At 70.7% G+C, this 1246-nt stretch carries 1 protein-coding gene; it reads right to left on the reverse strand.

Annotation, left to right across the window (positions count from 1 at the left end; all coding sequences use genetic code 11):
• Window positions 1–1177, reverse strand: a 1177-nt coding sequence (locus tag ACRDSQ_RS29500) for a hypothetical protein (protein WP_431425584.1), incomplete at its 3' end; no start/stop codon positions are given.
• Between the last annotated feature and the right edge of the window lie 69 nt (window positions 1178–1246).

The raw sequence follows: 1246 nt of genomic DNA on the forward strand, positions 1-1246 counted from the left end.
CCTCGCGCTCTTCGGGGAAGAACTGGGTCACCAAGCCGCCCCCGGGCTCGGTCGTCACCCGCACCCGGCGCTGGGCCGCGCTCTGGGTCTGCGGGAAGCCGAAGGTCACCGTCACCACCTGGCGCCCGGCCGGCGCGGCGGGGTCCTCCGGCGCCAGCGACACCCCAACCCGCGGCGTGTGATCCACCACCAGCCTGGCCGTCGCCTCCGTCCGGTAGGCCGGATCGCTTGCCTTGTTGCAGGCCACGGCCACCGCCGTGATCTCGTGCGCCCCCTGCCGCCAGCAGGCGGTGTCGATCTCCTTGGTCCAGGTGCCGGCGACCTCCTCGGGGGTGAACGCGTAGGTCGCCACGCCATCGACGTACACGTCGATGCGCCGGCTGCCGGCGCCGGGGGTGTTCTCGAAGTTGAACGGGACGGACAGGGTGGCCAGCCCCGTCGGGTCCGGGCCGCTGACGCTCACCCCGACCTCGGGCTTGGTGCCGACGGTGATGGTCGTCGTCGCCTCGTCGTGATAGGTCGGGTCCGACTGATTGCACGCCCGCGCCTGGACGAACACCTCGTGCGCTCCCTCCTTCCAGCAGGCCGTGCTCAGAGCCCGCGTCCAGGTGCCGGACTCCTCCTCCGGGCTGGTGGCGAAGGCGAATGCCCCATCGACGAAGACATCGAGGCGCCGCCCGCCGGCGACCCCGGTGTTGGGAAAGGTGAAGGGCACGGACAGAGTCCCGTTGCCCAAGGCATCGGGGCCGCTGTAGGACACCGACACCGTCGGCGTCGTGTTGACCGTGAAGGCGGTCTCGGCGCTGCCCGCGTCGAACTCGCAGCTCGCGGTGCCGTCGGGCACGGGCACGAGCTTGCCGCACTCGCAGGCGGCGCCGAGCGTGTGCGAGCCGGTGCGCATGCAGGTCGTCGACCGCGTGTAGCTGTGGCTGCAGCTTGCGACGATGCCGCACTGGCGCCCGCCGTCCTGGACGCCGTCGACGAAGAAGAAGATGCGGGTGTTGGACCCCGCGCAGGCGCCGCTGCTGGTGCCCGAGACGTCGATCGCCGGCTGCGACCCCGACGCCGCGACCGTGCAGGAGCAGGCCGCGGCAACTGGTCGAGAAGCAAGGAGCACGAAAGAGACCGCCGTGAGAATGCGAAGGAAGGAGCTTCGGGCGGAGGCAGAAGAGTTCATCGAGATCTCCCCTAGACCGATGGTCTGGTCGATAAGACCTGCGTCGCGGAGGGCTATCGCTCCCCGGCG

Source organism: Actinokineospora sp. (assembly GCF_050699995.1).
GTDB lineage: Bacteria > Actinomycetota > Actinomycetes > Mycobacteriales > Pseudonocardiaceae > Actinokineospora.